This is a genomic window from Streptomyces sp. NPDC059866 (assembly GCF_042731325.1).
GTDB lineage: Bacteria > Actinomycetota > Actinomycetes > Streptomycetales > Streptomycetaceae > Streptomyces > Streptomyces flavusporus.
Genome location: NZ_JBHWJT010000008.1, coordinates 255,445 through 276,655, shown reverse-complemented (window position 1 = coordinate 276,655; position 21,211 = coordinate 255,445). Strand labels below are relative to the sequence as shown.

Sequence of the window (21,211 nt, the reverse complement as noted above, 5' to 3'; positions counted from 1 at the left end):
CCGACCATCGGGGAGCGGCCCCCGAGGGCCTTGAGACGGCCTGACGAGCGAGTGCCGTGCGCCTGGGCCGAACCGTGAACCGCGAACGCTGAAAGCCACGCCGCCCGGAGGCCGACATGCCAGAGCAGCAGCCCCTCTCCACTGAATCCACCGCCTTCCGCTCCGCCCTCGATGTGATCCGCGCCGTCGAGCCGCGCGTCGCCGACGCCATCGGCCAGGAAGTCCACGACCAGCGCGAGATGCTCAAGCTGATCGCGTCCGAGAACTACGCCTCCCCGGCCACCCTCCTCGCGATGGGCAACTGGTTCAGCGACAAGTACGCCGAGGGCACCGTCGGCCGCCGCTTCTACGCCGGCTGCCGCAACGTCGACACCGTCGAGTCCCTGGCCGCCGAGCACGCCAAGGAGCTTTTCGGCGCCCGCCACGCCTACGTCCAGCCGCACTCCGGCATCGACGCCAACCTCGTCGCCTTCTGGGCCGTCCTCGCCCAGCGTGTCGAGGCCCCCTTCCTGGAGAAGACCGGTGCCCGCCAGGTCAACGACCTCTCCGAGGCCGACTGGGCCGAGCTGCGCCAGGCCTTCGGCAACCAGCGCATGCTCGGCATGTCCCTGGACGCCGGCGGTCACCTCACCCACGGCTTCCGCCCGAACATCTCCGGCAAGATGTTCGACCAGCGCTCCTACGGCACCGACCCCGCCACCGGCCTTCTCGACTACGAGGCCCTGCGCGCCTCCGCCCGCGAGTTCAAGCCGCTGATCATCGTCGCCGGCTACTCCGCCTACCCTCGTCTGGTGAACTTCCGGATCATGCGGGAGATCGCCGACGAGGTCGGAGCGACCCTGATGGTCGACATGGCGCACTTCGCGGGTCTGGTGGCCGGCAAGGTGCTGACCGGCGACTTCGACCCGGTCCCGCACGCCCAGATCGTCACCACCACCACCCACAAGTCGCTGCGCGGCCCGCGCGGCGGCATGGTCCTGTGCGACGACTCCCTCAAGGACCAGGTCGACCGCGGCTGCCCGATGGTCCTCGGCGGCCCGCTCCCGCACGTCATGGCCGCCAAGGCCGTCGCTCTCGCCGAGGCACGGCAGCCCTCCTTCCGTGACTACGCCCAGCGCATCGTCGACAACTCCCGCGCCCTCGCCGAGGGTCTGATGCGCCGGGGCGCGACCCTGGTGACCGGCGGCACGGACAACCACCTCAACCTGATCGACGTCGCCTCCTCCTACGGACTGACCGGTCGCCAGGCCGAGGCCGCGCTTCTCGAGTCCGGCATCGTCACCAACCGCAACGCCATCCCGGCCGACCCCAACGGGGCCTGGTACACCTCCGGCATCCGCATCGGCACCCCCGCCCTGACCACCCGTGGCCTGGGCACCGCCGAGATGGACGAGGTCGCCGGCCTCATCGACCGTGTCCTCACCTCCACCGAGCCCGGCACCACTGCCAAGGGCACGCCCTCCAAGGCCCAGCACATCCTCGACCCGAAGATCGCGGACGAGATCTCCCACCGGGCCACCGACCTCGTGGCCGGCTTCCCGCTCTACCCGGAGATCGACCTCGGCTGACGCTTCCGGTGTGGTCCCACCCGCGGCGGTCCGGCTACCGGCCGGGCCGCCGCGCGGCGTATCAACAGCGTGCCGCCCGCCCCAAGGGCCAGCCCCACGGCCAGCCCGGGTATCGCCCACCAAGCGCCGGCCGCCCGGCCCGCCCTCATGCCGGGCCCCGCAGACCCTGTCCCGTCCTGGCCGCCCAGCAGCCTCTGAAGCTCCCCGTGCTCCTTCTCCGTGGAGTACTGAGCCGCCGCCTCCGTGCTCTCCGGCGAGACCACGAGCACGCTCGTCGGTCCGCCCGCCGACGCGGCCGGCGCGCCCCAGAGCAGCAGCGTGAGCGCCACCGCCAACGCCGCCGTGAGCGCCGCCGGTTCGCGGCACCGGCCCTTCCACCACATCACGTGCCTGCGCATCCCAGCCCCCCGAACCAATCGATCCCCGTGCGGCCCGTCCGCGAGCCGCGTGTCACTTCTGGTACACCGCCCGGGCCGTCGGGGTTCCCGTCCCGTGCGCACTATTCGGGAGGCTCTTCCGAGGACCTCGCCGGGCCCTCCTCGACCGACTGCGCGACGTCCACCGCCCGCTCCTTCGCCGCCACGCCCTCCAGGCGAAGCGTCACCTCGCCGTTCGGCGTCCCGTGGGTCCACAGCAGCGTCGGGCTGGCCGTCCGCTCCGCCAGAGTGAAGCGGCCCCGGTCCTCGTCCACGAGCCAGAACTTCAGCAGATGCGGCCGCGCGAACCACAGGGCTGTTCCCGATTCCCCGTCGGTGGGGCTGCTGCCGGAGTCCAGCGTCAGCCGTTCCGGCTGCTCCGGCACCGCTTTCACGAAGGTCATGTCGATGCTCGCCGCATACTCGTCCAACCGGATCGTGCGCCCCTCCTCGCGCCAGCACAGGCTCACCAGGAACCGCCCTTGCGGCGCACCGGACACCGTCACCGCGTCCGGGGGCCCGAGCGCGTCCGGCACCAGCGGTTCGAAGCCGGCCCGCCGCGCGGCCTGCGCCAGCGACACCGACCGGCCGCAGCCGGGCACCTCGGTACCGGGCGAGGGCACCGCCGACGGGTCGTACCGCACCTCGACCCCGCCGAAGCCGAACCAGTCGACGACCGCGGCACGCACCGGGGGAGTGACCGCGAGCAGGGTCAGCAGCCCGCACAGCGCGGCCGTCAGCGAACGCCACCGCACCCGTGTCCACTGCCGCACCGCCCGCAGCCGCGCACCGGCGCCCGGCGGCTCCGGGACGGGCAGTTGCTCGGCGAGTATCTGCTCCAGCACCCGCTCGACCATCGACTCCGACCCGCCCGACCCGGCGCCCCCGGGCGCGTCCAGGGACCGGCCGAGCGCCCGCAGCTCCTCCGGCAGCCGGGAGGCACCACTGAGCCCGTGCCGGGCGCCGCCCTCACCGTCGTACGACCTGTCACCCACGCTCATCACCCCCTTCCCGCGGCTGAAAATCCGGCAGCAACCGGCTCAGTTTCCGCAGCGCGCGATTGAGCCGGGACTTCACCGTCCCCCGGGGCCAGCCCAGTGCCTGGGCGGTCTCGGACTCGTCCATCTCCAGCAGATAGCGGTAGGTGACGACCAGGCGGTGCTCCTCGCTCAGCTTGTCCAGGGCGGCGAGCAGGGCCGCGCGGCGCTCCGTCCGGAGCGTCGCGACCGCCGGGTCCGCCGATTCCGGTATCAGCGGCTCCGCCTCCACGAACGCCGCCTCCCGTCCGGCGAGCGTGCGCTGGCGCGCTGCCGTGCGCATGGTGTTTCTCGTCTCATTCGCCACGATCGACAGCAGCCACGGCTTGAACGCCGAGCCCTCGGTGAACCGGCCCAGCGCGCAGTACGCCTTGACGAAGGCCTGCTGCACCACGTCCTCCGCGTCCGCACCCGCCCCGAGCGCCGCGGCCGCCCGCAGTGCGATGCCCGTATGGGCCCGCACCAGCTCCGCGTACGCCTCCGGCTCTCCGGCGCGTACGCGTGCGATCACCGCGGCCTCATCGACGATGCGGCCCCCCTCCCGCGTCCTCACACTCTTGGTACACCACGGAAGCCGAATCGGTTCCCACCTGTTTCGCATCGGTTCCGGACCGGTCCGCGAGACCTGAGAGAATGGGGAGCATGGCTTCTGACCGACCCCGCGTGCTCTCCGGAATCCAGCCCACCGCAGGCTCGTTCCACCTCGGCAACTACCTCGGCGCCGTCCGCCAGTGGGTGGCCCTGCAGGAGACCCACGACGCGTTCTACATGGTCGTCGACCTGCACGCGATCACGGTTCCGCAGGACCCGAAGGAGCTGCGGGCCAACACCCGCCTCGCCGCCGCCCAGCTCCTCGCCGCCGGGCTGGACCCGGAGCGCTGCACGCTCTTCGTCCAGAGCCATGTCCCCGAGCACGCCCAGCTCGCCTGGATCATGAACTGCCTCACCGGCTTCGGCGAGGCGTCCCGCATGACCCAGTTCAAGGACAAGTCCGCCAGGCAGGGCGCGGACCGGGCATCCGTCGGCCTGTTCACGTACCCGGTCCTGCAGGTCGCGGACATCCTGCTCTACCAGGCCAACGAGGTCCCGGTCGGCGAGGACCAGCGCCAGCACATCGAGCTCACCCGCGACCTCGCCGAGCGCTTCAACGGCCGCTTCGGCGAGACCTTCACGGTCCCGAAGCCGTACATCCTCAAGGAGACGGCGAAGATCTACGACCTTCAGGAGCCGTCGATCAAGATGAGCAAGTCGGCGTCCACGCCGAAGGGCCTCGTCAACCTTCTCGACGAGCCCAGGACCACCGCCAAGAAGGTCAAGAGCGCCGTCACCGACACGGACACCGTGATCCGCTTCGACCCGGAGAACAAGCCGGGCGTCAGCAACCTCCTCTCCATCTACTCGACCCTCACCGGGGCCGGAATCGGGGAACTGGAGGAGAGGTACGCCGGCAAGGGCTACGGTGCGCTCAAGACCGACCTCGCCGACGTCATGGTCGAGTTCGTGACGCCGTTCCGGGAGCGGACCAACCAGTACCTGGACGACCCGGAGACGCTCGACTCGGTCCTGGCCAAGGGCGCGGAGAAGGCGCGCGCCGTCGCCGCGGAGACGCTGGCGCAGGCCTACGACAGGGTGGGCTTCCTCCCGGCCAAACACTGAGCCGAGCAACCGAGCCGAGCGACCGAGCCGAGCAACCGGCCGCGCGCCGCGGAGAGCATCGAACCGAGCACGGATCCGGACAGGATCCGACCCGGTCCGGCTCTTGGCGCGCGGCCCCGCACAGCGCTGCACATCACTATGACCACGCCTGCCCAGGGCGCAGCCGTGGCCGTACAGTCGATAACCGGGCAGCCGCACTCGCGGCCACCCGCCCCGCACGGGACGCACCAACACGACGACAGGAGAAGACGTGGGGACCGTAACGATCGGTGTGTCGATCGCGGTCCCGGAGCCGCACGGCAGCCTGCTCCAGCAGCGGCGCGCGGGCTTCGGCGACGCCGCGGCTCACGGCATCCCCACGCACGTCACCCTGCTGCCACCGACGGAGGTCGAGGCCTCGGAGCTGCCCGCGATCCAGGCGCACCTCGCGGAGGTCGCGGCCGCCGGGCGCCCCTTCGCGATGCGGCTGTCCGGCACCGGCACCTTCCGGCCCCTCTCGCCGGTCGTGTTCGTGCAGGTGGTCGACGGTGCCGAGGCCTGCGCCCGGCTGCAGAAGCGGGTGCGTGACACATCGGGGCCGTTGGCGCGCGACCTGCAGTTCCCCTATCACCCGCATGTCACCGTGGCCCACGGCATCGACGACGAGGCCATGGACCGCGCCTACGAGGAGCTTGCCGACTACCGGGCGGAGTGGGCCTGCGTCGGCTTCGCCCTCTACGAGCAGGGCCCCGACGGGGTGTGGCGCAAGCTGCGCGAGTTCACCTTCGGGAGCGCGGTCGTGCCGCCGCAGGCGGGGCCTGTGGAGCGGGGCACCATTCCGAGTCGGTGAAAGCCGGCCGGCCGATACATACCGACCGCTCTAGATCGGCAGTCGCCGGAACACCGCGCGCGGGGTGTGCCTCAGCGCCGACATGAGCAGGCGCAGCGCCCCCGGTACCCACACCGTCTCCGAACGTCGGCGCAGACCCAGCTCGATCGCCGTCGCGACCGCCTCCGGGGTGGTCGTGAACGGGGCCTGAGCCGGTCCGGCGGTCCTCGGTCGTACGACCCCGGGGCGTACGACCATCACGTGCACGCCCGTGCCGTACAGCGCGTCGCCCAGGCCCTGGGCGAAGGCGTCCAGGCCGGCCTTGCTGGAACCGTAGATGAAGTCGGCGCGGCGGGCGCGCTCGCCGGCCACCGAGGACAGCACGACGAGCGAGCCGTGGCCCTGGGCCTGCAACGCACGGGCGCAGACCAGGCCCGCCGACACGGCTCCCGTGTAGTTGGTCTGCGCGACGCGCACGGCGCTCACCGGCTCGCGCTCGTCGTGCGCCTGGTCGCCGAGCGTCCCGAACGCGAGCAGCACCATGTCGATGCCGCCCTCGGCGAAGACCTTGCCGAGCACCGTTTCGTGGGACTCGGGGTCGAGCGCGTCGAAGGCGGTCGTGCGCACGTCGGCGCCCAGGGTGCGGAGATTCTCGGCGGCCTGTTCGAGGGCGGGTGAGGGGCGTCCGGCCAGCCACACCGTGCGGGCGCGGCGGGCGATCAGGCGCCGGGCGGTGGCCAGCGCGATCTCGGACGTACCGCCGAGGACGAGGAGGGACTGGGGGAGGCCGTCGGTGTCCTTCACGACGATCACGCTCCTTGTGGAGGGCCGGACATTGCGGCGACCGTAGCGCCCTGTATGTGGCAAGAGTTATGAAACATCCCTTGCCTCCCCGGAATGGCTGATTAATGGGGGCGTCACGAAGGGCAGGGTCGGTTCATGGACTGGCTGAAGAAGCTCCCCGTCGTCGGCCCCGCGGCCGCCCGCCTGATGGCCACGCACGTGTGGCGGTCGTACGAGCGGCTGGACCGCGTGAAGTGGACGCGGCTGGCCGCGGCGATGACGTTCACCAGCTTTGTCGCGCTGTTTCCGCTGCTCACCGTGGGTGCCGCGATCGGCGCCGCCACGCTCAGCGCCGAGCAGCAGCAGGAGCTGCAGGACAAGATCGCCCAGCAGGTCCCCGGCATCTCCGAGCAGCTGAACATCGGCGCCCTGGTCGACAACGCCGGCACCATCGGTCTCATCGCCGGTGCCCTGCTGCTGTTCACCGGCATCAGCTGGGTCGGCTCGATGCGCGACTGTCTGCGGGCGGTGTGGGAGCTGCCGGACAGCGAGGAGAACCCCGTTCTGGTCAAGGCCAAGGACGCGGGTGTCCTGATCGGTCTCGGCGGCGCGCTGCTGGTCACCCTCGCCGCGTCCACCGTCGGCTCGGCCGCCGTCACCTGGAGCGCCCGCCAGCTGGGCCTGGACGAGCACGGCTGGGGCAGCCTTCTGCTGCGTATCGCCGCGTTCGCCGTCGCCGTACTGGCCGACTTCCTGGTCCTGCTGTACGTGCTCACGCTGCTGCCGGGCGTCGAACCGTCCCGGCGCCGGCTGATCGTGGGCGCGTTGATCGGCGCGATCGGCTTCGAGCTGCTGAAGCTGCTGCTGAGCGGTTATATGCAGGGCGTGGCCGCGAAGAGCATGTACGGCGCGTTCGGCGTCCCCGTCGCCCTGCTGCTGTGGATCAACTTCACGTCGAAGCTGGTGCTGTTCTGCGCCGCCTGGACGGCGACGCAGAGCAAGGAGGCCGAGAAGGCCGAGGTCACCGGCGGCGACGCACCAGATCCGGCAGCGGCCAGCGGCGATTGACCAGGAACGCCCCGCCCGCGAGCAGCACCAGCAGCCCACCGCTGATCGCGAGCGCGACCCCGATGCCGCTGGACCCGCCCTCGGTCCTGGCGCTCGCCACGGGCTTGGCCGAGCCGCCGCCGGAGGTACCCGCGCCACCGGCCTGGCCCGCCTCGCCGGAAGCGGTCGCACCGGGATCGGCGCCGGCCTGCGCGGCGCCCTTCGGCGGCACCAGCTCACCGACCGGCTCCACCTTCCCGGCCGCCTTGAAACCCCAGTCGAACAGCCGCGCGGTCTCCTTGTAGACCTCGTTGTGCTCGTCGTTCTGCGGATTCATGACCGTGACGAGCAGCACCCTGCCGTCTCGCTCGGCGACGCCGGTGAAGGTGGCTCCCGCGTTGGTGGTGTTGCCGTTCTTGACGCCCGCGATGCCCCGGTACTGGGAGAGGCCGTAGTCGCCGGTCAGCAGCCGGTTGGTGTTCTGTATCTCGAAGGACTTGCGGACGGGCTTGCCCTTCTTGTTCTTCGCCGTCTCGCCCGGGAACTTCGCGGTCGCCGTCGCGGCGTACTCGCGGAAGTCCTTCTTCTGCATCCCGGAACGGGCGATCAGCGTCAGGTCGTACGCGGAGGAGACCTGGCCGGGGGCGTCGTAGCCGTCGGGGCTGACCACGTGCGTGTCGAGGGCCTGGAGCTCCTCGGCGTGCTCGTTCATCTCCTTGACGGTGTTGTCGACGCCCTTGTTCATCGCGGACAGGACGTGCACCGCGTCGTTGCCGGAGCGCAGGAAGACGCCGAGCCACAGGTCGTGGACCGTGTAGGTCTCGTTCTCCTTTATCCCGACCATGCTGGAGCCGGCGCCGATGCCCGCCAGGTCGGAGACGGCGACCTTGTGCTTCATCGTCTTGGGGAACCTGGGCAGCACCGTGTCGGCGAACAGCATCTTCAGGGTGCTCGCCGGGGCCAGCCGCCAGTGCGCGTTGTGCGCGGCGAGCACCTCGCCGGACTCGGCGTCGGCGACGATCCAGGAACGGGCGCTGACGTCCTTGGGCAGTACCGGGATCCCGTCGGCGAGGTTCACCTGCGTGCCTGGCCGGCCGAGCCGCTCGCCGCCCACGGTCGACATGTTCGCCGGGGGAGTGGCCGACGGGCTCGCCGTGGAACTGGGTGACGGGCGCGGCGCCGCGAGAGCCGCGGGCGCGGTCAGGGAAACGGTCAACAGGGTTGCGGATGCGAGCAGTAGGGATCGCCTGGCGGTCTTCTTGGGTGCGGGCACGAGCGAGAACGTACATGCCCGGGTCCGGGAAGTCCCGCTCCCCTCCCCACCCCGGGAACGGAACCGGACATCCGGCGGCGATACTGAACGTATGAAACTCAGCCGCCCGATCTCCTGGTTCCTGCTCGCCTTCGGGGTGTGGAGCTGGGTCATCTGGGTCACTTTCGTCAAGAACCTGATCAAGGACAGCAGCGGGCTCGCGTTCGACGACGGAGACCCGACGGCGTACTTCTGGGTGCATCTGACGCTCGCCGTCGTCTCCTTCGTATTGGGGACGGTCGTCGGGGCCATCGGGTTGCGCGGACTGCGCGCACTGCGCCGTACGTCATAGCAACCGGCACCCGGTCGAAGAGAGAAGCAACAGCATGGTGATCGTCTTTCTGCTCGTCGTCGTGAGTGTCCTCGTGGTGGCGAACTGGTATCTGTGGCGCCGCCTGTTCCGCGACACGACGCAGAGCCCGGGCCCGGTGCGCCGGGCGGGCGCGGTACTGGTCGCCGGTGGCTGGGTGCTCGCCATCGGCGCGCTCGTCGCCGAACGCACGGGCGCCCCGTTCTGGCTCCAGCGCACCCTCGCCTGGCCGGGATTCATGTGGCTGGCACTGTCCATCTACCTGCTGCTGGCCCTGCTCGTGGGTGAGGTCGTACGACCGCTGCTCCGCCGCTTCCTCGAACGCCGGGACCGCGAGCGGGCGTCGGCCGTGGCCGGCATACCGCAGCCGGAACCCATCACGGCGGGCGCCGCCGCGCAGCCGGAGGCCACCGACCCCCCGCAGCCTCCGGACCCCACCCCCACCCCCACCCCCACCCCCGCTCCCTCCCGCCGTCTGTTCGTCTCCCGGGTCGTCGCCGGCGCCGCCGCCGCGGCGGCCGTCGGAACCGTCGGAACCGGCACGTACGGCGTCCTGAACGGGCCGGGTGTGAAACGCGTCACCGTCCCGCTGGCCAAACTCCCGCGCGCGGCGCACGGTTTCCGGATCGCGGTGGTCAGCGACATCCATCTGGGCCCGGTCCTCGGCCGGGGCTTCGCCCAGAAGGTCGTGGACACGATCAACTCGACGCAGCCCGACCTCATCGCGGTCGTCGGCGACCTCGTCGACGGCAGTGTGAAGGACCTGGGGCCCGCGGCCGCGCCCCTCGCCCAGCTGACGGCCCGCCACGGCGCCTACTTCGTCACCGGCAACCACGAGTACTTCTCCGGCGCCGAGCAGTGGGTGGAGGAGGTGCGGAGACTCGGCCTGCGCCCCCTGGAGAACGCCCGTACGGAGCTGCCCCACTTCGACCTCGCGGGGGTCAACGACGTGGCCGGCGAGGAGGAGGGCAACGGTCCGGACTTCGCCAAGGCCCTCGGCGACCGGGACACGGCACGCGCGTGCGTGCTCCTGGCCCACCAGCCCGTGCAGATCCACGACGCCGTCGAGCACGGCGTCGACCTCCAGCTCTCCGGCCACACCCACGGCGGCCAGCTCTGGCCCGGCAACCTCCTTGCGGCGGCCGCGAACCCGACCCTCGCGGGACTGGATCGCTACGGCGACACCCAGCTGTACGTCAGCCGCGGAGCGGGCGCCTGGGGACCGCCCACGCGCGTCGGCGCACCCTCCGACATCACGGTGATCGAGCTGGCCTCGCCCCGGTGACAGGGCGAAGGGAGCGGCGGCGGATCTGAGCCCTACACGGGCGCAGCCGTCCGGGCCGGCAGGGTCACCGTCACCGCCAGCCCCTCGCCCGGCGCCGTACGCACCGTCACCTCGCCCCCGTGCGCCTGGACCACCCCCTGCACGATCGCCATGCCCAGCCCGCTGCCCGCGCCGCCTCCCGCGCGGAAGAAGCGGTCGAATATGCGGGCGGCGTCCTCCGTGTCGAGGCCCGGCCCCTCGTCGGCGACGCACAGCCGTACCACCCCGTCGGAGCGCTCCACGCCGAGCCGCACCGGCACGTCGGCGGGTGTGTGGATACGGACGTTGCCCAGGAGGTTGCCGAGTATCTGACGCAGCCCGGACTCGTCGGCGTGCACCAGCAGGGAGCCGTCGGCACCGACCGTGATGGGCCGTTCGGGCTGCTGCACACGCAGGTCCTGAGCCGCCTCCCGCACCAGCCGGCTCAGGTCGACATGGTGGAAGCGCAGTTCGGGCTGCTGGTCGAGGCGGGCGAGGATGAGCAGTTCGTCGACGAGCCGGCCCATGCGGTCCGCCTCCGCCATCACCCGCTCCCAGGCCCGCTTGCGGTCCGCCGGGTCGCGCAGCATGCCCTTGTCGTACAGCTGGAGGTAGCCGCGTATCGCGGACAGCGGGGTGCGCAGTTCGTGCGAGGCGTCGGCGACGAAGCGGCGCAGCTGGGCGGCGCTGCGTTCACGCGTGCGGTACGCCGACTCGACCTGATGGAGCATCGAGTTGAGGGCGAGGCGGAGCTGCTCCACCTCCAGGGTGGCCTCGCGGCTGGACGGCACGCGCCGGGTCAGGTCGCCCTCGGCGATCGCCGTCGACGTCTCGACCATGTCCTCCAGGGGCTGCATCCGGCGGCGCACGCTGAACATCGTGAGGCAGGCCAGCAGGGCCAGCAGCAGGGTGCCGACGGCGAGGTCGAGCTTGAGGGCCCTGCTGAGGATCTGGTGGACGGCCTCGGTCGAGGTGGCGAGCAGGACGGTGGTGCCGTCGGCGAGCCGGCCGGCGGTGACGCGGTAGTGGTCGCCCTGGACCTGGAGGTCGTGGGGCTCGGTGTCGGCCACGAGGACCGCGGGTTCCTTCACCGCGGCGGCCAGCGCGCGCTGGGTGTCGGTCGGCGCGAAACCGCCTATGGTCAGGGGACGCCCGGACTTGTCGACGGCCGCGAAGACGGAGCCCTGCACGAGCGAGTCGGCGTCGCCGCCGGAGGAGTCGGGAGCCATCTTTTCACTGAGGGCGAACAGCGCGGTCAGCGAGTCGACCTGCTCGAAGGTGAGCGGGGCGTCGCCGATCGAGGTGCGGGACGTCATCAGCTCGCGGTCCACGGTGTCCAGCAGGTAGATCCGCATGCCCATCAGGCTCACGGCGGTCGCCACGACGATGGAGAGCGCCAGCAGCACCACGTTCGCCAGCGTCAGCTTGCCGCGCAGCGAGTGCAGGCTGTGTCCGCAGCGGCCTTTGTACGGCCTCATGCCAGCCCGTACCCGACGCCCCGCCGGGTGGTGATCACCGGCGGTCCCAGCGCGTCCAGCTTGCGCCGCAGATAACTGATGTAGGTCTCGACGACCGTCGACTCCAGCGGGACGTGCTCGTACTGCCAGACATGGCGCAGGAGTTGCTCCTTGGGCACGATCCGGCCGCCGTTGCGCACCAGGAAGCGCAGCAGGGCGTACTCGGTGGGGGTCAGCTCGACCGTGCGGCCGGCGCGGCGCACCGAGTACGTCGTCTCGTCCAGCTCCAGGTCGCCGTACCGCAGCGGGGGCCGCTGAGGCAGCACGTCGGCGGGGCGGGTGCGGCGCAGCACCGCGGTGACCCGGGCGACGACCTCGTCGATGTTGAACGGCTTGGTGATGTAGTCGTCGCCGAAGCCGAGGGCGCCGACGATCTCGGCGGGCGAGTCGCGCGCGGTGAGGAACACCAGCGCCAGGTCAGGGCGCCGCTCGCGCAGTTCACGGCCGAGGGCGCGGCCGTCGCCGTCCGGGAGCATCACGTCGAGCAGCGCCGCGTCGGGGCGGGTGCGCTCGGCGAGGGTGAGCGCCTCGCGGACGGTGCCCGCGGTCATGACCTCGAAACGGTGGTAGCGCAGGGCGATCGCGAGGACGTCGGCGATGCTCACCTCGTCCTCCACGACCAGCACGGTGCCGGGAGCCGTCGTCATGCCCCCAGTATCGGCGCGGGCACTGACAACCGTGCCGCCTTCGCTTTGGAGTTCGTTGAGAGTCATGGGCCGGTCGTGTTCACGCGCGCGCGGCGCCGCCGATCCTGGTGCGCAGGACCTGGGGGACCAACCGATCAACCGACCCTTCGATGAAGGAGCTTGAGCGTGGCGACATTGGCACGGTGGTGCTTCCGGCACCGGCTGGTGGTCCTGTTGCTGTGGGTGGGGGCGCTGTTCGGCCTGGGCTTTTCGGCCTCGACGGCGGGCACGGACTACGCGAACGTCTTCTCCCTCCCGAACACGGACTCCAAGAGGGCGTACGACCTGATGGAGAAGGCCTTCCCGCAGAGTGCCGGCGACACCGACACGGTGGTGTGGAAGGCCGAGGAGGGCTCGGTACGGGACGAGGACGTACGGTCCCGGATCGAGCCCGCACTCGAGGAGATCGGACGGCTGGAGGGGGTCGGCGAGGTCACCGACCCGTACGCCGGTGCGCAGGGCGCGGCGCAGATCAGCAGGGACGAGCGGATCGCGTACGCCCAGATCACCTTCACCGAGCAGGCGAACGCCATCCCCAAGGAGCTGATCGAGGACGTCGTCGACACCGCACAGGCGGCCGAACGCGACGGTCTGCAGGTGGAGCTGGGCGGCCAGGCGATCGCCCGCATCCAGGAGCCGCCCACCGGCACCGCAGAGCTGGTGGGCATCGTGGCGGCGGCGATCGTCCTGTTCCTGGCCTTCGGCTCGCTGTTCGCGATGCTGCTGCCGATCGTCGTGGCGATCGCCGGTGTGGGCACCGGCATGCTCAGCACGATGCTGCTCAGCCATGCCACGAACGTGCCCGACGTCGCCCCGCTGCTCGGCTCGTTGATCGGCCTCGGCGTCGGCATCGACTACGCCCTGTTCATCGTCACCCGGCACCGGCGCGGCATCCTGCGCGGCATGCAGCCGGAGGAGGCCGGCGTGACCGCCCTCAACACCTCAGGGCGTGCGGTGCTGTTCGCCGGCGGCACGGTCTGCATCGCGCTGGCCGGCATGCTGGTGATGAACCTGCGCTTCCTGGACGGTGTCGTCATCGCGACCTCGCTGACCGTGGTGTTCAGCGTGCTGGCGGCCGTCACGCTGCTGCCCGCGCTGCTGGGCCTGCTGGGCATGCGGGTGCTCAGCCGTCGGCAGCGGCGCCGGCTGACCCAGGCGGGACCGGAGCCGGAGGAGGCGAGCGGTCTGGCGGCGCGCTGGTCGTCGTACGTCCAGAAGCGCCCACGCCCGGTCGCGGCGCTCGCCCTCGTCGTCATGGTGGTCCTCGCGATCCCCGTCCTGTCCATCCGCCTCGGCGCCACCGACCAGGGCAACCACGAGGAGACAACGACCACCCGCCAGGCGTACGACCTGCTGGCGGAAGGTTTCGGCCCCGGCTTCAACGGGCCGTTGCAGGTGGTGGTGGAGGGCCCGGCGCCCGACGCGCTGGTGTCCGGTATCGAGTCGGCCGAGGGCGTGGCCCAGGTCGCCGCGGCCCCGCCCGCGAACGGCATCTCCGTGATCCAGGTGGTGCCGACGACGTCACCCCAGTCGGAGGAGACGGACCGGCTGATCGACGTGCTGCGCGAGGACGTGATCCCGGCGGCGGACGTCGAGGCCCACGTGGGTGGCGTGACGGCGGTCTTCAAGGACTTCGCGTCGGTGACGGGCGACCGGCTGCCGTACTTCATCGCGACGATCATCGCGCTGGGCTTCCTGCTGTTGCTGGTCGCCTTCCGCTCGCTGGTGGTCCCGCTGACCGCTGCGATCATGAACCTGGTCGCGGCGGCCGCGTCCTTCGGGGTCCTGGTGGCGATCTTCCAGTGGGGCTGGGGGACCGAGCTGCTCGGCATCGGCAAGGAGGGCCCGATCACGGCGTTCCTGCCGGTCATCATGCTGTCCCTGCTCTTCGGGCTCTCGATGGACTACCAGGTGTTCCTGGTGAGCCGGATGCACGAGGAGTGGGTGCACACCAAGGACAACGCGCGCGCGGTGCGGGTGGGGCTAGCGGAGACCAGCAGGGTCATCAACTGCGCCGCTCTGATCATGATCTGCGTCTTCTCCGCCTTCGTCCTCAGCGGCGACATAGAGGGCGCGATGGCGGGCATCGGCTTGGCGGCGGCGGTCGCCCTGGACGCGTTCATCCTGCGTACGGCACTGGTGCCGGCGGCGATGCATCTGCTGGGGAACGCGAACTGGTGGCTGCCGGCGGGGCTGGAGAAGCGGTTGCCGCATCTGGCGGTGGAGCCGCGGGAGGAGGCGGAGGAGTCTCCTGCGGGGGCGGACGGTCCGGCTTCGGTGGTCCACGGCTTCGTCCGTACGGCGGACGGTGAGCCGGTGGAGGGTGCGGCGGTCACGCTGCTGTCGCGCGGCGGGCGTCAACTGGACCGCGTGACGTCGCTGGCGGACGGCTCGTACATCGTTGCGGTGCCGGGGCCGGGGACTTATCTGCTGGCGGCGACGGCGTCGTCGTATGCCTCGCGGGCGGGGCATGTGGTGGTCGGTGAGGGGCCGTTGGTTTACGACGTGGAACTCGCCGAGGGGGAGGTGGACGCGGTCAATTAGCCTTCTTCTGCCCGGCCTTGATGATCTGCTTCACATCGAGGGTGACCTCGGCACCGATCGTCTCGGGCAACGTGACTGTCTCGCCGGGAGCGTGAACGCGGTGGTTCGCGTACTCGCTCCCGGTCGGCTCGGTCAGGACGTGGAGGCGCTGATGCTTGCGGTCGACGACGAGGTAGACGGGAACCTTGGCCTCGGCGTAGGCGGTGACCTTGGTCTTCAGGTCGTCCCGCCAGTTGCTGGACGTGACCTCCAGAACGAGGCGGAAGCAGACCGGGTCGTACGCATTGTTCTCGACGAAGTGATCGTCGATGTCGGCGTCCACCACCACGAGGTCGGGGATGGCGTAGTCCTCGGCCCCGGTGGGCAGCCAGAGCCCGACGTTCTGGAGCACCTCGGTTTCCTCGCCGTGCAGTCCAGCGGCGATGAAGGGCACCATGAGGCTGGTCAGGGCTCGGGCGTGGGGGGCATCCGGTGATGGGGTCACGAGGAGATGGCCTTCGATGATCTCGACGCGGTAGCCCGGATGGCGCTCCATGATCTCGTCGGCGATGGCCGTGAGTGAGAACGGCTCGTCGTCGAAGGGCTGCTCGACGGATGCAGCGGACATCGCGTGCCTCCTAGGGGCTGGTGTCGAGAGCATCATCGTAGGCAGGCCGCAGGCGCTCCGTCCCGTTCCGGCTCGTTCACCCGAAAGTGATCACCCGGTCCGGCCCCCACGTCCCGGATCCGGCAGCACCTTCGTCATCCCCGGCAGAAAGTCCGTGAACAACTCGTGCACCTCCAGCACCAGCGGCCGCAGCACCCGGAACCGCGCCAGACTCACCCCGCGCGCGGTGAGCCGGGCCCCCCGCTCGGCCAGTCGGTAACTGCGCTCGCGTCCCTCGGTCCGGTCGAAGATCCAGTACAGGCACAGGCCCATCTGAGCCAGCCACATCAACTCGGGAAGGACGTCCCGCAGTTCCTCCGGCACCTTCGCCCTGGACCCGGCCAGCACCTCCCGGTGCACGCTGATCGCCTCCACGCGCGCGTGCTCCGACTCCGGCGAGAACGGGCTGAGCGGGCTGTCGGGGTCGGCGGCGTTCTTGAAGAACTGCACCGCGAACTCGTGGTACGGCGTCGCGACGTCCAGCCACGCCTTCAGGACGCCCGCGAGGCGCGCCTCCAGGTCGGTCTCCCGGTCCAGGACGTCGCGGACCGCCGCCTGGTGCTCGGCGGCGATCCGGTCGTAGAAGCCCTGGATGAGGTGTTCCTTGCCGGCGAAGTAGTAGTACGCGTTGCCGACGGAGACCCCGGCCTCCTGTGCGATGGCCCGCATGGTGGTCTTGTCGTACCCGCGCTCCCGGAACAGCCGCATCGCCGTCTCCAGGATCAGCGCACGTGTCTGCTCGGACTTGGTCGGCGTACCGCCCCCCTCGGGGTGGTCGCTCGGCGCGGGACTGTCGTTCTTCGCGGGCACGAAGAGAGCCTAGCCAGTGGGATTCAGGGCCTCCGCCCCAGCTCCGGCCGCTTGCTGTAGTCCGTGAAGCCGAGGACGTTCCCCCACGGATCGGCGATCTCGACGGTCCAGCCGGTGGCCACGGGGGAGGGGGCGTCCAGGAGGGAGATGCCGGCCTCGGTCAGGGCCTGGGCCGCCGTGCGCGCGTCCGGCACCTCGAGCCACACCCGCGGCGACGGCCAGGGCGGCGGACGGTGCCCGAACTCCTCCTCCCGCCGCAGCAGAATCCCGGGCGTCTCACCTCCGACCTTCAGCAGTGCGATCCCGGCCTCGTCGAGCCGGAAGTCCGTCGCGAACCCGGCCCGCTCGTACCACCGCACGGCCTCGTCGAGGTCTCCGACGGGCAGCAGTACGTTGTCGAAACCGAGCAGCTCGTACGACTGGTCATCTGACATGCCCTCAGGTTAGGGGCACGCCGAAGCCCGGCCAGGGACACCGGACCGCGGGCCGACCATGTGATCACCCGTTGAGGTGAGGCCGAGGGCTCCCGGCCCGGCGTACCGGACGGGGAGCCCTCGTTGTGCTGACGGAAGGTCAGAAGCGCCGGGTGATCAGCGCCCTCTTCACTTCCTGGATCGCCTTGGTGACCTCGATGCCGCGCGGGCAGGCGTCCGTGCAGTTGAAGGTCGTGCGGCAGCGCCAGACGCCGTCGCGGTCGTTGAGGATCTCCAGGCGCTGCTCGCCGGCCTCGTCACGCGAGTCGAAGATGAAGCGGTGCGCGTTGACGATGGCCGCCGGGCCGAAGTACTGGCCGTCGTTCCAGAAGACCGGGCACGAGGAGGTGCACGCGGCGCACAGGATGCACTTCGTGGTGTCGTCGAAGCGCTCGCGGTCCTCCGCCGACTGCAGACGCTCACGCGTCGGCTCGTTCGTGTCCTTCGTGATCAGGAAGGGCATCACGTCCCGGTACGCCTGGAAGAACGGCTCCATGTCCACGACCAGGTCCTTCAGGACCGTCAGGCCCTTTATGGGCTCGATCGTGATCGGCTTCTCGGGGTTGATGTCCTTGATCAGGGTCTTGCACGCGAGGCGGTTCTTGCCGTTGATCCGCATCGCGTCCGAGCCACAGATGCCGTGCGCGCAGGAGCGGCGGAAGGTGAGCGTGCCGTCGAGGTCCCACTTGATCTTGTGGAGGCCGTCGAGGACGCGCTCCTTCGGGTCGATCTCCAGCTGGAAGTCTTCCCAGGTGGCCTCCGCCGAGACCTCCGGGTTGAAGCGGCGGACCCGGAACGTGACCGTGATGTAAGGGGAGGCCGCGGACTCCGCCTCGGCCTTGTCCAGAACGGGAGTTGCCATCAGTACTTACGCTCCATCGGCTGGTAGCGGGTCTGGACGACCGGCTTGTAGTCGAGACGGACGGACTCGGTGCCGTCTGCGCCGACCTCGCGGTACGCCATGGTGTGGCGCATGAAGTTGACGTCGTCCCGGTTCGGGTAGTCCTCGCGGTAGTGGCCGCCGCGGGACTCCTTGCGGGCCAGCGCGGAGACCGCCATGACCTCGGCCAGGTCGAGCAGGTTGCCCAGCTCGATGGCCTCCAGCAGGTCCGTGTTGAACCGCTTGCCCTTGTCCTGGATCGCCACGTTCTTGTAGCGCTCGCGCAGCTCGGCGATCTTCTCCACCGCCGTCTTGATCGTCTGCTCGGTGCGGAACACCATGACGTTGGCGTCCATGGTCTCCTGCAGCTCGCGGCGGAGAGTCGCCACGCGCTCGGTGCCCGTGGACGTGCGCAGGCGCTCGATCTGCTCGACGACCAGCGACTCCGGGTTCTCCGGGAGCTCGACGAAGTCCGCCGTCTGCGAGTACTCCGCCGCCGCGATGCCGGCCCGCTTGCCGAACACGTTGATGTCCAGCAGGGAGTTCGTGCCGAGACGGTTCGCGCCGTGGACGGACACGCACGCCACCTCACCGGCCGCGTACAGGCCCGGGACGACGGTGGTGTTGTCGGCGAGGACCTCGCCCTCGACGTTGGTCGGGATGCCGCCCATCGCGTAGTGCGCCGTCGGCTGGATCGGGATCGGATCCGTGTACGGCTCGATACCGAGGTACGTCCGCGCGAACTCGGTGATGTCGGGCAGCTTGGCGTCCAGCTGCTCCGGCGGCAGGTGGGTCAGGTCCAGGTAGACGTGGTCGCCCTCGGGACCGCAGCCGCGGCCCTCACGGATCTCGGTGTAGATCGAGCGCGACACCACGTCTCGCGACGCGAGGTCCTTCATCACCGGCGCGTACTTCTCCATGAAGCGCTCGCCGTCCTTGTTGCGGAGGATGCCGCCCTCACCACGGGCGCCCTCCGTCAGCAGGATGCCCATGCGCCAGATGCCGGTCGGGTGGAACTGGAAGAACTCCATGTCCTCCAGCGGCAGACCCCGGCGGTAGACCGCGGCCTGGCCGTCACCGGTCAGCGTGTGCGCGTTCGACGTCACCTTGAAGAACTTGCCGCAGCCGCCGGACGCGTAGATCACGGCCTTCGCCTGGAAGACATGGATCTCGCCGGTGGCGAGTTCGTACGCCACCACACCGGCCGACTTCTTGATGCCGTCGACCTCGGTGATCAGCTGGTCCAGGACGTAGAACTCGTTGAAGAACTCCACGCCCTCCTTGACGCAGTTCTGGTACAGCGTCTGGAGGATCATGTGGCCGGTGCGGTCGGCCGCGTAGCAGGAGCGGCGGACCGGGGCCTCGCCGTGGTTGCGGGAGTGACCGCCGAAGCGGCGCTGGTCGATGGTGCCGTTCGGGGTGCGGTTGAACGGCAGGCCCATCTTCTCCAGGTCGAGGACCGAGTCGATGGCCTCCTTCGCCAAGATCTCGGCGGCGTCCTGGTCGACCAGGTAGTCACCGCCCTTGACCGTGTCGAAGGTGTGCCACTCCCAGTTGTCCTCCTCCACGTTGGCCAGCGCGGCGGCCATGCCGCCCTGCGCGGCGCCCGTGTGGGAGCGGGTGGGGTAGAGCTTGGTCAGCACGGCGGTGCGGCTGCGCTTCGTCGACTCGATGGCGGCGCGCATGCCCGCGCCGCCGGCGCCGACGATGACGGTGTCGTACTTGTGGATCTTCATGAGTGGATACCTCAGCCCCGTGCCTAGCGGATGTTCGGGTCGAAGGTGAAGATCACCAGCGTGCCCAGCAGGATGGTGAACACCGTTGCGGTGTACAGCAGGCCCTTCAGCCACAGGCGCGTGTTCGCGCGCTCCGCGTAGTCGTTGATGATCGTGCGCAGACCGTTGGCGCCGTGCAGCATCGCCAGCCACAGCATCAGCAGGTCCCAGACCTGCCAGAACGGCGACGCCCAGCGGCCGGCCACGAAGGCGAAGCCGATCTTGGAGACGCCGCCGTCCAGCACGAGCTGGATCAGCAGGTGGCCGATGACCAGGACGACCAGGACGATGCCGGACAGGCGCATGAAGAGCCAGGCGGCCATCTCGAAGTTGCCGCGCGTGGTCTTCGGGGTCTTCTTGGTGCGCTTGCGCGGGGGCTCGATGAGCGGTGCGGGGTTGTCGACCGTGTAGACGGAGCCGCCCTCGACGGGGCCGATCCCGGAAGCGGTCTTCTCAGTCGTGGACATTGGCGTCAGCTCCCGAACACTTCACGAGCGGCGTGGCCGAGGACGGGGTAGATCGCCCCGAGCATCAGCACGACCCAGATGCCCACGACCGTCCAGAGCATCTGCTTCTGGTAGCGCGGGCCCTTCGACCAGAAGTCGACGGCGATGACACGCAGGCCGTTGAGCGCGTGGAAGAGGATGGCGGCGACGAGGCCGTACTCCAGCACGGCGACGATCGGCGTCTTGTACGTTGCCACGACCTCGTCGTACGCCTCGGGGGAGACGCGGACGAGTGCGGTGTCCAGCACGTGTACGAACAGGAAGAAGAAGATGAGGACGCCGGTGACTCGGTGAGCCACCCAGGACCACATTCCTTCCCGGCCGCGGTACAGCGTTCCAGCCGGCACGGAAGAACCCTCCGGGAGCGGGGATTGGGGCCTGCCGGCTTCGTTGGTCGGACGGGCCCGGCCGGGTACGGTCCACCGGCCCCCAGCATCGTAGCGACGGTTGCCTGTGGCGCTTACGGTGGGCCTGCGGATGTGATCAACGTGGCAGTCGAACGGGCTATTCGTGGTGGGGTGTGCCGTTATGTGCCGGGTACGGCTCCGTTTGGGCTGGTCACGCCCCTGAGGGCGTTCACCAAGCGCCCTCTTGCCAGGCGTCGCAGCTCTTCCGCCGCTACGACCCGTTCCTCCTCCGGATCGTTCGTCAATCGTGACCGGATCGATGTCAGGACCTGATCGAGGGCCTCGTCCGGGGGGAGGTCGTCCACGTAGATGACGAACGCGTGTCCGAATCGGGACTCGTATGCCGCCTGGGCCGCGCTCAGTGCCGTGTGGGCGGCGGAGTACGCGCCCTCGGGCAAATCGGGCAGGGCTTCCGCCGTCAGCGCCTCCGCCAGGTCCCCCGGTGTCAGGTCGTACGCCGCCTCGTCGGATGCGGCGAGCAGGGCGTCCAGGTCGGGGTAGGGGCGGTGGGCGGTGAGGCGGTGGGCCCAGTGGGGGCTGCGCAGGCAGGCGAGGAGGATGCGCTGCACCGCCTCGGCGGGGGCCGTGTTGAACAGGTCCAGCGGGGCAGGGGCGCCGCGGGTCTGTTCCGGTAAAGCGGCTTGGCCGGGGAGGTCTGGGAGACGGTGCGCAGGCAGCGTGGGTCCTTGTGGGCGTCACGTGTGTGTCGGCAGGGGATCTTGTGAGA

General features: G+C 70.2%; 22 protein-coding genes. 7 read left to right on the top strand and 15 right to left on the bottom strand.

What is annotated here, in order from left to right; translation table 11 throughout:
* Nucleotides 1-116 precede the first annotated feature (116 nt).
* Nucleotides 117-1,568 (top strand): glycine hydroxymethyltransferase, encoded by a 1,452-nt coding sequence (locus ACFV7R_RS15245; protein WP_385263698.1) that lies wholly within the window; start codon nucleotides 117-119, stop codon nucleotides 1,566-1,568.
* Here ACFV7R_RS15245 and ACFV7R_RS15240 read toward each other — a convergent pair.
* The 3 genes from ACFV7R_RS15240 to ACFV7R_RS15230 all read right to left on the bottom strand — a co-directional run bounded on the left by ACFV7R_RS15240 (nucleotide 1,544) and on the right by ACFV7R_RS15230 (nucleotide 3,532).
* Nucleotides 1,544-1,966 (bottom strand): hypothetical protein, encoded by a 423-nt coding sequence (locus tag ACFV7R_RS15240; protein ID WP_385263696.1) that lies wholly within the window; start codon nucleotides 1,964-1,966, stop codon nucleotides 1,544-1,546. The genes ACFV7R_RS15245 and ACFV7R_RS15240 overlap by 25 nt on opposite strands.
* 101 nt (nucleotides 1,967-2,067) lie before the next feature.
* A complete protein-coding gene (locus tag ACFV7R_RS15235) occupies nucleotides 2,068-2,985 on the bottom strand; it encodes a hypothetical protein (RefSeq protein WP_385263694.1) in 918 nt (305 codons plus the stop codon).
* Nucleotides 2,972-3,532: an RNA polymerase sigma factor gene (locus tag ACFV7R_RS15230; protein WP_385263692.1), complete on the bottom strand. Its 561-nt coding sequence runs from the start codon at nucleotides 3,530-3,532 to the stop codon at nucleotides 2,972-2,974. The genes ACFV7R_RS15235 and ACFV7R_RS15230 overlap by 14 nt, the downstream gene beginning before the upstream one ends.
* 131 nt (nucleotides 3,533-3,663) lie before the next feature.
* On the opposite strand from ACFV7R_RS15230, the gene trpS reads away from it, so the two are divergent.
* Nucleotides 3,664-4,677: a tryptophan--tRNA ligase gene (gene trpS / locus ACFV7R_RS15225; RefSeq protein ID WP_385263690.1), complete on the top strand. Its 1,014-nt coding sequence runs from the start codon at nucleotides 3,664-3,666 to the stop codon at nucleotides 4,675-4,677.
* Between the two features lie 250 nt (nucleotides 4,678-4,927).
* Nucleotides 4,928-5,506 (top strand): 2'-5' RNA ligase family protein, encoded by a 579-nt coding sequence (locus tag ACFV7R_RS15220; RefSeq protein WP_129799152.1) that lies wholly within the window; start codon nucleotides 4,928-4,930, stop codon nucleotides 5,504-5,506.
* Between the two features lie 30 nt (nucleotides 5,507-5,536).
* Here the strand turns inward: ACFV7R_RS15220 and ACFV7R_RS15215 are convergent, their stop codons facing one another.
* Nucleotides 5,537-6,289, bottom strand: coding sequence for a decaprenylphospho-beta-D-erythro-pentofuranosid-2-ulose 2-reductase (locus tag ACFV7R_RS15215; protein WP_385263688.1), 753 nt, complete (start codon nucleotides 6,287-6,289; stop codon nucleotides 5,537-5,539).
* A 135-nt stretch (nucleotides 6,290-6,424) separates the two neighbouring features.
* Here ACFV7R_RS15215 and ACFV7R_RS15210 point away from each other — a divergent pair, with 135 nt between their 5' ends.
* Complete coding sequence (locus ACFV7R_RS15210) at nucleotides 6,425-7,336, top strand: YihY/virulence factor BrkB family protein (protein ID WP_385263686.1); 912 nt, start codon at nucleotides 6,425-6,427, stop codon at nucleotides 7,334-7,336.
* Here ACFV7R_RS15210 and ACFV7R_RS15205 read toward each other — a convergent pair.
* On the bottom strand, nucleotides 7,290-8,588 hold the full coding sequence (locus ACFV7R_RS15205; RefSeq protein WP_385263684.1) for a D-alanyl-D-alanine carboxypeptidase family protein: 1,299 nt from the start codon (nucleotides 8,586-8,588) through the stop codon (nucleotides 7,290-7,292). The genes ACFV7R_RS15210 and ACFV7R_RS15205 overlap by 47 nt on opposite strands.
* A 91-nt stretch (nucleotides 8,589-8,679) precedes the next feature.
* Between ACFV7R_RS15205 and ACFV7R_RS15200 the strand changes: the two genes are divergently transcribed.
* Together ACFV7R_RS15200 and ACFV7R_RS15195 are read left to right on the top strand one after the other, a co-directional pair.
* Entirely contained in the window at nucleotides 8,680-8,919 is a 240-nt protein-coding gene (locus tag ACFV7R_RS15200; RefSeq protein ID WP_129799148.1) for an SCO4848 family membrane protein, read from the top strand.
* A gap of 34 nt (nucleotides 8,920-8,953) precedes the next feature.
* Entirely contained in the window at nucleotides 8,954-10,222 is a 1,269-nt protein-coding gene (locus tag ACFV7R_RS15195; protein ID WP_385263682.1) for a metallophosphoesterase, read from the top strand.
* 32 nt (nucleotides 10,223-10,254) lie between these two features.
* Here ACFV7R_RS15195 and ACFV7R_RS15190 read toward each other — a convergent pair whose 3' ends face one another.
* Nucleotides 10,255-11,718 carry an ATP-binding protein gene (locus ACFV7R_RS15190; RefSeq protein ID WP_385263680.1) on the bottom strand — a complete coding sequence of 488 codons (1,464 nt, stop codon included), beginning with the start codon at nucleotides 11,716-11,718 and terminating at the stop codon, nucleotides 10,255-10,257.
* Nucleotides 11,715-12,404, bottom strand: coding sequence for a response regulator transcription factor (locus ACFV7R_RS15185; RefSeq protein ID WP_385263678.1), 690 nt, complete (start codon nucleotides 12,402-12,404; stop codon nucleotides 11,715-11,717). The genes ACFV7R_RS15190 and ACFV7R_RS15185 overlap by 4 nt, the downstream gene beginning before the upstream one ends.
* 174 nt (nucleotides 12,405-12,578) lie before the next feature.
* Here ACFV7R_RS15185 and ACFV7R_RS15180 point away from each other — a divergent pair, with 174 nt between their 5' ends.
* On the top strand, nucleotides 12,579-14,987 hold the full coding sequence (locus ACFV7R_RS15180) for an MMPL family transporter (RefSeq protein ID WP_385263803.1): 2,409 nt from the start codon (nucleotides 12,579-12,581) through the stop codon (nucleotides 14,985-14,987).
* Here ACFV7R_RS15180 and ACFV7R_RS15175 read toward each other — a convergent pair.
* The 8 genes from ACFV7R_RS15175 to ACFV7R_RS15140 form a co-directional block, all read right to left on the bottom strand.
* Nucleotides 14,980-15,594: a Uma2 family endonuclease gene (locus tag ACFV7R_RS15175; RefSeq protein WP_385263676.1), complete on the bottom strand. Its 615-nt coding sequence runs from the start codon at nucleotides 15,592-15,594 to the stop codon at nucleotides 14,980-14,982. The genes ACFV7R_RS15180 and ACFV7R_RS15175 overlap by 8 nt on opposite strands.
* A 90-nt stretch (nucleotides 15,595-15,684) precedes the next feature.
* Complete coding sequence (locus ACFV7R_RS15170; protein WP_385263674.1) at nucleotides 15,685-16,443, bottom strand: TetR/AcrR family transcriptional regulator; 759 nt, start codon at nucleotides 16,441-16,443, stop codon at nucleotides 15,685-15,687.
* Nucleotides 16,444-16,466: 23 nt separating this feature from the next.
* Nucleotides 16,467-16,877, bottom strand: coding sequence for a VOC family protein (locus tag ACFV7R_RS15165; protein ID WP_385263673.1), 411 nt, complete (start codon nucleotides 16,875-16,877; stop codon nucleotides 16,467-16,469).
* 139 nt (nucleotides 16,878-17,016) lie between these two features.
* Nucleotides 17,017-17,778: a succinate dehydrogenase iron-sulfur subunit gene (locus tag ACFV7R_RS15160; protein ID WP_385263672.1), complete on the bottom strand. Its 762-nt coding sequence runs from the start codon at nucleotides 17,776-17,778 to the stop codon at nucleotides 17,017-17,019.
* On the bottom strand, nucleotides 17,778-19,532 hold the full coding sequence (gene sdhA / locus ACFV7R_RS15155; protein ID WP_385263671.1) for a succinate dehydrogenase flavoprotein subunit: 1,755 nt from the start codon (nucleotides 19,530-19,532) through the stop codon (nucleotides 17,778-17,780). The genes ACFV7R_RS15160 and sdhA overlap by 1 nt, the downstream gene beginning before the upstream one ends.
* 23 nt (nucleotides 19,533-19,555) lie before the next feature.
* Nucleotides 19,556-20,038 carry a succinate dehydrogenase hydrophobic membrane anchor subunit gene (locus ACFV7R_RS15150; protein ID WP_224737944.1) on the bottom strand — a complete coding sequence of 161 codons (483 nt, stop codon included), beginning with the start codon at nucleotides 20,036-20,038 and terminating at the stop codon, nucleotides 19,556-19,558.
* Nucleotides 20,039-20,043: 5 nt separating this feature from the next.
* Entirely contained in the window at nucleotides 20,044-20,424 is a 381-nt protein-coding gene (sdhC, locus tag ACFV7R_RS15145; protein WP_129803666.1) for a succinate dehydrogenase, cytochrome b556 subunit, read from the bottom strand.
* A 179-nt stretch (nucleotides 20,425-20,603) separates the two neighbouring features.
* A complete protein-coding gene (locus ACFV7R_RS15140; protein WP_385263801.1) occupies nucleotides 20,604-21,161 on the bottom strand; it encodes a 2-oxo-4-hydroxy-4-carboxy-5-ureidoimidazoline decarboxylase in 558 nt (185 codons plus the stop codon).
* Between the last annotated feature and the right edge of the window lie 50 nt (nucleotides 21,162-21,211).

What these genes read in the sequence shown, in the direction of transcription:
- ACFV7R_RS15200 (WP_129799148.1), top strand. Translation starts at nt 8,680, where the DNA reads ATGAAACTCAGCCGCCCGATCTCCTGGTTCCTGCTCGCCTTCGGGGTG.
- sdhA (WP_385263671.1), bottom strand. Translation starts at nt 19,532, where the DNA reads ATGAAGATCCACAAGTACGACACCGTCATCGTCGGCGCCGGCGGCGCG.
- ACFV7R_RS15190 (WP_385263680.1), bottom strand. Translation starts at nt 11,718, where the DNA reads ATGAGGCCGTACAAAGGCCGCTGCGGACACAGCCTGCACTCGCTGCGC.
- ACFV7R_RS15210 (WP_385263686.1), top strand. Translation starts at nt 6,425, where the DNA reads ATGGACTGGCTGAAGAAGCTCCCCGTCGTCGGCCCCGCGGCCGCCCGC.
- ACFV7R_RS15245 (WP_385263698.1), top strand. Translation starts at nt 117, where the DNA reads ATGCCAGAGCAGCAGCCCCTCTCCACTGAATCCACCGCCTTCCGCTCC.
- ACFV7R_RS15185 (WP_385263678.1), bottom strand. Translation starts at nt 12,404, where the DNA reads ATGACGACGGCTCCCGGCACCGTGCTGGTCGTGGAGGACGAGGTGAGC.
- ACFV7R_RS15175 (WP_385263676.1), bottom strand. Translation starts at nt 15,594, where the DNA reads ATGTCCGCTGCATCCGTCGAGCAGCCCTTCGACGACGAGCCGTTCTCA.
- ACFV7R_RS15195 (WP_385263682.1), top strand. Translation starts at nt 8,954, where the DNA reads ATGGTGATCGTCTTTCTGCTCGTCGTCGTGAGTGTCCTCGTGGTGGCG.
- ACFV7R_RS15165 (WP_385263673.1), bottom strand. Translation starts at nt 16,877, where the DNA reads ATGTCAGATGACCAGTCGTACGAGCTGCTCGGTTTCGACAACGTACTG.
- ACFV7R_RS15160 (WP_385263672.1), bottom strand. Translation starts at nt 17,778, where the DNA reads ATGGCAACTCCCGTTCTGGACAAGGCCGAGGCGGAGTCCGCGGCCTCC.
- ACFV7R_RS15150 (WP_224737944.1), bottom strand. Translation starts at nt 20,038, where the DNA reads ATGTCCACGACTGAGAAGACCGCTTCCGGGATCGGCCCCGTCGAGGGC.
- ACFV7R_RS15235 (WP_385263694.1), bottom strand. Translation starts at nt 2,985, where the DNA reads ATGAGCGTGGGTGACAGGTCGTACGACGGTGAGGGCGGCGCCCGGCAC.
- ACFV7R_RS15240 (WP_385263696.1), bottom strand. Translation starts at nt 1,966, where the DNA reads ATGCGCAGGCACGTGATGTGGTGGAAGGGCCGGTGCCGCGAACCGGCG.
- trpS (WP_385263690.1), top strand. Translation starts at nt 3,664, where the DNA reads ATGGCTTCTGACCGACCCCGCGTGCTCTCCGGAATCCAGCCCACCGCA.